Annotated in this window: 9 protein-coding genes; all 9 read right to left on the bottom strand. The window is 62.4% G+C overall.

Annotation, left to right across the window (positions count from 1 at the left end):
• Positions 1 to 172 precede the first annotated feature (172 nt).
• Positions 173 to 1,255 (bottom strand): glycoside hydrolase family 130 protein, encoded by a 1,083-nt coding sequence (locus AHiyo1_RS17670; RefSeq protein ID WP_059389407.1) that lies wholly within the window; start codon positions 1,253 to 1,255, stop codon positions 173 to 175.
• A 5-nt stretch (positions 1,256 to 1,260) separates the two neighbouring features.
• Positions 1,261 to 2,016 (bottom strand): carbohydrate ABC transporter permease, encoded by a 756-nt coding sequence (locus AHiyo1_RS17675; RefSeq protein WP_253257461.1) that lies wholly within the window; start codon positions 2,014 to 2,016, stop codon positions 1,261 to 1,263.
• A gap of 229 nt (positions 2,017 to 2,245) precedes the next feature.
• A complete protein-coding gene (locus AHiyo1_RS17680; protein WP_059389408.1) occupies positions 2,246 to 3,208 on the bottom strand; it encodes a carbohydrate ABC transporter permease in 963 nt (320 codons plus the stop codon).
• A gap of 13 nt (positions 3,209 to 3,221) precedes the next feature.
• Positions 3,222 to 4,532: an extracellular solute-binding protein gene (locus AHiyo1_RS17685; RefSeq protein WP_059389409.1), complete on the bottom strand. Its 1,311-nt coding sequence runs from the start codon at positions 4,530 to 4,532 to the stop codon at positions 3,222 to 3,224.
• 108 nt (positions 4,533 to 4,640) lie between these two features.
• Positions 4,641 to 5,468: a LacI family DNA-binding transcriptional regulator gene (locus AHiyo1_RS17690; RefSeq protein ID WP_253257429.1), complete on the bottom strand. Its 828-nt coding sequence runs from the start codon at positions 5,466 to 5,468 to the stop codon at positions 4,641 to 4,643.
• Positions 5,366 to 5,665, bottom strand: a complete 300-nt coding sequence (locus AHiyo1_RS27140) for a LacI family DNA-binding transcriptional regulator (RefSeq protein ID WP_253257430.1) — start codon at positions 5,663 to 5,665, stop codon at positions 5,366 to 5,368. The genes AHiyo1_RS17690 and AHiyo1_RS27140 overlap by 103 nt, the downstream gene beginning before the upstream one ends.
• A gap of 213 nt (positions 5,666 to 5,878) precedes the next feature.
• Positions 5,879 to 6,658 carry a type 1 glutamine amidotransferase domain-containing protein gene (locus AHiyo1_RS17695; protein ID WP_059389410.1) on the bottom strand — a complete coding sequence of 260 codons (780 nt, stop codon included), beginning with the start codon at positions 6,656 to 6,658 and terminating at the stop codon, positions 5,879 to 5,881.
• 151 nt (positions 6,659 to 6,809) lie between these two features.
• On the bottom strand, positions 6,810 to 7,289 hold the full coding sequence (locus AHiyo1_RS17700) for an RpiB/LacA/LacB family sugar-phosphate isomerase (protein WP_084784579.1): 480 nt from the start codon (positions 7,287 to 7,289) through the stop codon (positions 6,810 to 6,812).
• Positions 7,286 to 7,633 (bottom strand): DAK2 domain-containing protein (locus AHiyo1_RS27145; RefSeq protein ID WP_253257431.1); only part of this gene is annotated, 348 nt, incomplete at its 5' end. The genes AHiyo1_RS17700 and AHiyo1_RS27145, both read right to left, overlap by 4 nt.

Below are 7,633 nucleotides of genomic sequence, written 5' to 3' on the forward strand. Positions count from 1 at the left end.
CGCCGAGGCCACGCCTGCCCCGGCCAGGAGCATCGACAGCGTTGCAACAACTGCCACCGGGGCGGATTTCAGCCGTGCATAAGCAAGGGGAAGTGTCATGTCTAACTCCTAGGGGGCATGGAAGAAGGGCTGGACTAATGAAGCGGTACTGCTTCTAGGCGCGATACTGCTTTTACGCGCGGTCCAGGCGTGCCACGCCGATCTTCGAATCAGCCATGCCATAGAAGACGAACAGTTGCTCGCCGATCTTCTCTATCGCCGTGGGGAAAACGACGTTGGGGACGATTCCCGAGATCTCGTCTTCCGTTTCCGGTGCCAGGAGCGGCTTGTCGCTGCGGGCGATGACGATCGAGGGATCGTCACTGTCGAGGATCATCGCAGCGGCTGTGTAGTTGACGTTCTGCTGGTGGTCGAAGGCGGACTTTTCCATCGATCCGGAAACGCCGTGGTAGATCAGGAGCCAGCCCTCGTCGACCCGGATAGGTGCCGGTCCGCCGCCGATCTTGAGTTCTTCGAAAGGGAACTCACTCAGGGCCACGAGCTTGTGCTTGCGCATGTGGACGAGGTTGCGGATGTCCTTCTCGACGTCGGCAACTGCGACGTAGGAAATCCAGATACCCGGGCGGTTGTCATCGAGGCCGGCCGGCAGGTGCTCGCCTTCGCCCTCGCGGATCCAGCCGAGGTCCCACATGGGGCGGTGCAGCAAAGCGTAGGAGGGAACGCCGTCGGGATCGTTGACCGGTTCCGGGAAGAACACGGCGTCCTTGTTCGCGAACAGGTTCAAGTCCATGGACAAGTCCGCCTGGTACTCGAAATGGCAGGGACCCAGGCGGTCCCAGGTGCGCAGGTCCTCGGAATGGGCGAAGGCCAGGCGGGGACCAAGCGGTCCGTAGGCAACATAGGTCATGAGGTGGCGGCCGAGGGACGGTACCCAGGTGATGCGGGGATCTTCCGTTCCCGCATTGTTGAGGCCCCGTTCCCACCCTTCGTCCGGTGCCAGGACAACGCCCTGGCGCTCGACGCCGGATGGCACGCCGTCGTCGCCGATGATCACTTTGGCGAGCCCGACGCGGGAGACGTTGCCCTTCGCCACGAGGCGCGGCAGGAGGTACAGCTCACCGTCGGGTCCGCGGCCGCTGGCCGGGTTGAGGACGCCTTCGGCTTCGAACTCGTTCCCGTCCTCCGGGGTCATGATGACGCCGGCGCGGGTGAGGGTGAACGGGACGGTGGGGAGTGCTGAAGTTGAGGAAGTCATAGAGCTTAGCCCTTTACGCTTGAACCGATATTGGTGGAAATGAATTGGCGCTGGAAGAAGATGAACAACGCGACGGCGGGCGCCGCGAGGACGCAGGCACCGGCAAGGATGGCGCCGAACGGGTTGGATGCCGTGGCGGCGATGTTCGAGATGTAGTTCGCCAGGGAGACGGCGAGGGGCTGGATGGCCTGGTCCTTGGTGACGAGGAACGGCCACAGGAACTCATTCCACGGACCGATGAAGGTCAGCAGGATTGCGGTGACAATGGCGGGCCGGACCAGGGGGATCGCGATCTGCCAAAGGATCCTCAGCTCGCTGGCTCCATCGATGCGGGCGGCCTCGAACAAGGTGGAGGGGAGTTGCATGAAGTACTGACGGAACACGAACACTGCGGTGGAATTGATCGCGAACGGCAGGATCATGCCCAGGTACGTGTCGGCGAGTCCGTAGTCCCGCACGATCATGACGTACAGCGGAATGAGCAGGAGCTGGAACGGGATCATCTGCACCAGCAGCATCATTCCGAAGACAACCCCCTTGCCGCGGAATTGCATCTGGGCGAGCGCGTAGCCCACGAGGAGCCCGAAGACCACCGTGAAGAAGATGACGCCACCGGTGAAGATACCCGAGTTGACCAGGCCTTTCAGCAGGTCGATTGAGTTGTTGATGTTGCTGTAGTTCTCGCCGGTGATGTTCGCCGGGCTAGGGAAAGCTCCGCCCACCGAAGTGTCCGGGGAAGTCTGCAGCGAGCCGATGAACATGTAGTAGAACGGGAACAGGAAGACGAAAGCTCCCAGGGCCAGCAGCAAGAAGCTGCCCACGCCGAGGTTCTTGCGCTTCGCCACGGAACTGCCTTTGCGGGAGGCCGTGGATACAGGTGCCTCAGCACTGGAATCGGCTTCGGACGTCGCTCCTTCGGAGGCGCCGGCACGTGGCCTGCGGGCGTCGTCGTCGTCGTTCCTGAGAGGCGCTTTATTGAAAATCGACACGTCAGTCCTCCTTCCCGCCAACGAGGCGTTTCTGGATCAAGGCGATCAGCAGCACGCCGATCACGAGCACCACACCGAGGGCTGCGGCCACATCGGGATTCCCCTGCAGGATTCCCTTCTGGTACATCAGGAACACGGGCGAGGTCGAGGCTCCGTCCGGTCCGCCTCCGCCGGTGAGCAGATAGGGCTCGGTGAACAGGTTGGCTCCGGTAATGGTGGCGAGCAGGGTCACCAGCACGCTGGCCGAGCGCACTCCCGGAACGGTGATGTTCCAGAACTGGACCCATTTGTTCCCGCCGTCCACCGAGGCGGATTCGTAGAGCTCGTCCGGGATGTTCTGTAGGGCCGCCAGGTACAGCAGGATGAAGAATCCCAATTGCTTCCACGTCACGTACAGGGCCACTGTTGGCATTGCCAGCCAGGAGTTCGTCAACCACGAGGGGTTCGGGGCCAGCGGGCCCAGAATGGCGTTGACCAGCCCGTCCTGCTGGAACAGGAACAGCCAGACTCCGACGACGGCGACGCTCGCCGTGACGTACGGGACGTAGTAGCTGACGCGGAAGAAGGTCTTGAGCCGCGTCACGCGGTTCAAGGCGTTGGCCAGGACCAAGGATAGCCCCACGGTCAGCGGCACGTTGATGATCAGGAAGATGCCGATGTTGGCGAAGGAACGTTGCACTTCGGGGTCGGACAGGACAGTGATGTAGTTGTCCAACCCCACGAAGGGACGGTCAACCTGGACGCCCGGAGCGGTGAAGAAGAACTGATGGAAGGAGATGTAGACGGCATACCCGAGCGGGTAGGCCAGCACCGCAAGGACGAAGATGACGTAGGGGGCGCTGAACAGCAGTCCCAGTGGCTGGCGGCCCAGGAAGTTCTTGCGTTTCCTGGGCGCCGGCCGCTGGTCCACAGCCCGCCCCGCAGAGTCTCCCGTAGCGGGAACCCCAGCTGAGCGAAGTGACATGGGGATTCGCCTGCTACTTCTGGGCTGCCAGTTGGTTGATCTTGTCGGATGCACCCTTGAAGGCGTCATCGATGCTCTGGTTGCCGAAGATCACGGACTTGCTCCAGGCATCCCGGAAGGTCTGCCAGATCTGCACCGAGTTGGTCACGTTGGGAACTTCCACCGTGCGTGCGGCTTCGTCGGCGAAGGTCTTGTAGGCCGGGTTCTGGCTGAAGTAGTCCGCGTACGTGGTGGCCAAGTCCTTGCGCATCGGCATCTGGCCCGTTCCGGAGAGGAGCTTGCCGTCCTGTTCCTTGCTGGTGGCGAACTTCATGACCTCCCAGGCGGTTCCTTGGTTTTTGCACGAGGAGTACATGGCGATGTTCTTGGCGTCGGAGAAGGTGGAGCCGTCGGTCTGGGCTTGCGCACCCGGGACCGGGACCGTGCCCCAGTTCACCTTGCCCTTGTAAGCGGCGACGGCCCAGGGGCCTGCGAGGGACATGCCGGCCTTGCCGTCGGCGAAGGAGTCACCCTTGTACGCTTCCTTGGATGCCAGGTTCTCCTTGTAGAGGGTCTGGAACATGGTGGCGACCTGCTTGCCTTGATCGCTGTTGAAGGTGGACTTGCCATCCTTGAGCAGGGTCGTCCCACCCGAATTGGCTGCATAGAACGGGTAGAAATCGAACCAGGGCTGGTAGAAGTCGCTCGTGGGCGAAGGCCACACGGCATTGGCGACGGCGCCGGACTTCACGAGGGTGCGGGCAGTGTCCAGGAACTCGGACTGCGTGGCAAGCTTGGGCTTTTCCGGGTCCAGGCCGGCCTTCGCGAAGACGTCCTTGTTGTAGAAGAGGACCACCGGGTTGGACTTCCACGGAAGCTGGTACGTCTTGCCGTCGGAGGACTTGTACTGGTTGGCGAGATCGCCGGTGCGGTCCTTGATGTACTGTGCGCCGTCCGGGAAGGAATCCAGCGGGACCAAGCCACCCTGCTTCTGGAACTGCGGAACAGCTACCGGGGCCGTGTTGAAGACCAGGCAGGGGGCGTTGCCGGCGGTAATTGCCGCCCCGATGACCTCTTCGGAGCTCTTGCCTGCCGGGATTTCCTGGGCATCGACTTGCTGGTCGGGGTGGGCGGCGTTCCAGGAGGCCACCATGTCCTTGCCCCACTTCACCTCGAACTCGTTGTTTGAGTACCAGATCTTGATGGGACCCTTGGCCGTGGTGGCGGAGTTCGCTCCAGAAGCCGTGCTGCTGGAGGCGCCTCCACCGCATGCGGCCAGGCCGGCTCCGATAACGGCAATAGCGGTAAGGGAGAGGACTCTCGAACTAATTTTTCCGTGCTTCATTGCAACTCCTTTTGCGGGTAAAAACTGAAAATGCGGTGGCGACATTGCCGTCAAACGGGAATGGCAAATAACCCCACCCAATTGCGGGTAGATCGGTATTAGTAAGGATTATTTATTCGGCATGCTGGGGACCGGCCCAGTGGATGCGCGGACTACCAGTTTTGGAGATGGCAGATAGACGTCTTCCGCAGGGGCTCCGCCGAGGAGGCTAAGCAGCTGCTGGGCGGCAACCCGCCCCCAGAGCAGCGGATCGGCGGGGACAGTCGTCAACGGAGGATTGAGGTACCTGGCGAGCTCGGTGTCGTCGTAGCCGGTGATGGATAGATCATCGGGAACCGCCAGTCCGAGGGACTGGGCGTAGGACTGTCCGGCGGTGGCCATCAGGTCGTTCGCGTAGATGATCGCAGTTGGCCGTTGGGCCGAGCGAAGCAATTCCGCGGTAGCCGCCAATCCGCCCGCTGCGGTGAAGTCCGCCTCGATGAAGGAACCGGCCCCGAGCCCGGCTTTCGCCATGGCGTTTTGCCACGCCAAGCGCCGGCTTCGGCCGTGGATGTAACTCTGTGGTCCGCCCACGTGGCCGATTCTGGTGTGTCCCAGGGAAACGAGGTGCTCGACGGCGGCCGCAATGCCTTCGGTATCGTCCATGCAGACAGCAGGGAACGGTGAGGTGGTTTCGGGCCGGTTAAGGGTGACGGCCGGAATCTTGAGGCTCGTCAACAAAGCGATCCGGGAGTCGTCAACCCTCATGTCCGTGAGGATGACGCCGTCCACGCGGCTGTCGGCAGCCAGCTTCCGATAGCCCAGTTCCTCGGCGTCGGCGCTTGCGGCCACCGTCAGGACCAGGACGTATTCGTGCTCGACCAAGGTGGTCTCGATCCCGGCGATGAATGCGGGGAAGAAGGGGTCAGTTCCCAGAAGCCGGGGGTCCCTTGCCACCACGAGTCCGACGGCGAAGGCTTTGGCAGAAGACAGGCTCTTGGCTCGAAGATTCGGCTTCCACCTAGTTCCCGGGCTACCCTGAGAATGCGCTCCCGGGTGTCATCACTGACGCCGGGCTGCCCATTCAACGCGTACGAGACGGCACCCTTGCTCACGCCGGCTGCCTGCGCAACGTCGTTGATGGTCACTGTCATGTTTGCCTCATTGCCACTTGGTGATTGGGGTCACTGAACCGGTTTTGTTATCTCTACTGAACCGGTTCAGAGAACTCTTGTCAAGGGCAAACGGGAAATTGATCGGTATGTGCGGGTCGTTTCCAGGCCGTCGACGACACTGGGGATCGCTCCGACGACACTGGCGGCCGCCCCGTCGTCGGAGCGGCCGCCAGTGTCAAAACGCTGCGGGTGTTAGTGCTCTGTGCCTGCTGCGGCAGCTTTCTTGGCTTCTTTCTTGGCGTCCTTTTCTGCGCGCAAGGCTTCCGATTCCTGCTGTTCTTCGGCCTTTTCCTGATGGATGACCTCCGCGAGGAGTTTCTCCATCTCTTTCGCCACGCCCGCGGCGGAGGCATGGTTCTGCCCGGTCACCAAGCGGTCGGAGACTACAACCTTCTCTGCGAAGACGTCGGCGAAGACGTGGATCGCACCCTGTTCCTTGAGCCGATCGGCCAAGAAGAACGGGATGACCTTGTCCATTCCTGCGGCAACTTCTTCGTCGTTGGTGAAGGCGGCCACCTCCCGGCCCCCGACGAGCCTGAAGCCGTCGGCCAGGTCCACGTTCACCAGGCCCGCGGGTCCGTGGCAGACCGCGCCCACCACACCGCCGGCGTCGTAGACGCTCGCCACAAGTTTCTGGAGTCCTTCGCTGTCCGGGAAGTCCCACATGGTGCCGTGGCCTCCCACGAGGAAGACTGCGTCGTACTGGCCCGGATCAACAACGTCCACGCGGGCAGTGTTGTAGAGGCCGGCCCGTGTGGCCTCGTCTTCCGTGAAGGCAACCTGGATGGGATCTTTCGAGTCCACCTCGTCGCGCGGGGGCTGACCGCCCTGGATGGATGCGAAGTCGACGAAGTGTCCGGAATCCTTGAAGACCTTCCAAGGATGTGCAGCCTCGGCCACGTTGTAGCCGGTCTTCTTTCCCGTATCGCCAAGCTCGGAAACGCTGGTTAGTACCATGAGGATTTTCTTCATGAAATGCTCCTATCGTCCACATTCCACCCTACGCCTAGCCCAAATTCGGGCCCACCCCGGCGCTGCAGGACCCAACTAGCTCGCAGTTGTTGTCGTTATGAGGGCTCAAAACGACAACAACTGTCAGTCAGTTGGGAGGGGGCAGGACGACTCAGCAGCCTTCGAAATCGGTGAGCACCTTGACCTTGTCCGCCGACGCCGACGTTGGGTCGAAGGCGTAGCCGAGCCATTCCCGTGCCAGCCTGCTGGCCAGTTCCACCCCGACGACGCGCTGGCCCATGGTGAGCACCTGGCAATCGTTGGACAGGATGGACCGCTCCACGGAGAAGGAATCGTGGGCCGTGGTGGCGCGGATGCCGTCCACTTTGTTCGCGGCGATGGCCACGCCGATTCCAGTACCGCAGAACAGGATGGCCCGGTCTGCATGGCCGTCCCGGATGAGTTCGCCGGCCTTGATCCCTACGTAGGGGTAGGGCGTGGTGAAGTCTTCGGTGGAGTCGCTGCGGTTGACGCCGATGTCGATGATTTCGCTGACCCGCGGATCGTCCCGCAAGTCCGCCATGATCCGGTCTTTGTAGTCCACGCCGGCTTCGTCGGCGCCCAGGATGAGGCGGAAACGTTTCGTGGTCACGCCGTGACCTTCCCGGCACTCACAACATGCGGGCCCATGACGGTGAAGATCATCGCCAGTGACGTGGCTCCGGGGTCTGCTGTGCCCAGGCTCTTCTCGGCGAGCGGCCGGGCCCTTCCTTTGAGGGGACGGAGCGCGGCCGTAGCTTGCGCAGCCGAGGTGGCCGCCGAGGCAGCTTCAGCCCAGGCACGCTCCGGAAGGACACCCTCGGAGACGCGTTCGCTGAAGGTTTCGGCGAAGGGGAGCAGGGCATCCACCATGGTCTTGTCGCCTATCTCGGCCTTGCCCAGTTCGGTGATCCGCGCGGCGAACGCTGTCACGGCTGCGGCGAGTCCAGCCGGTTC

The organism is Arthrobacter sp. Hiyo1, assembly GCF_001263615.2.
GTDB lineage: Bacteria > Actinomycetota > Actinomycetes > Actinomycetales > Micrococcaceae > Arthrobacter.

Bases quoted from the DNA above. Each gene is read 5' to 3' on its own strand.
- AHiyo1_RS17675 (WP_253257461.1), bottom strand. From the start codon at position 2,016: ATGTTCATCGGCTCGCTGCAGACTTCCCCGGACACTTCGGTGGGCGGA.
- AHiyo1_RS17685 (WP_059389409.1), bottom strand. From the start codon at position 4,532: ATGAAGCACGGAAAAATTAGTTCGAGAGTCCTCTCCCTTACCGCTATT.
- AHiyo1_RS17680 (WP_059389408.1), bottom strand. From the start codon at position 3,208: ATGTCACTTCGCTCAGCTGGGGTTCCCGCTACGGGAGACTCTGCGGGG.
- AHiyo1_RS27140 (WP_253257430.1), bottom strand. From the start codon at position 5,665: ATGACAGTGACCATCAACGACGTTGCGCAGGCAGCCGGCGTGAGCAAG.
- AHiyo1_RS17695 (WP_059389410.1), bottom strand. From the start codon at position 6,658: ATGAAGAAAATCCTCATGGTACTAACCAGCGTTTCCGAGCTTGGCGAT.
- AHiyo1_RS17670 (WP_059389407.1), bottom strand. From the start codon at position 1,255: ATGACTTCCTCAACTTCAGCACTCCCCACCGTCCCGTTCACCCTCACC.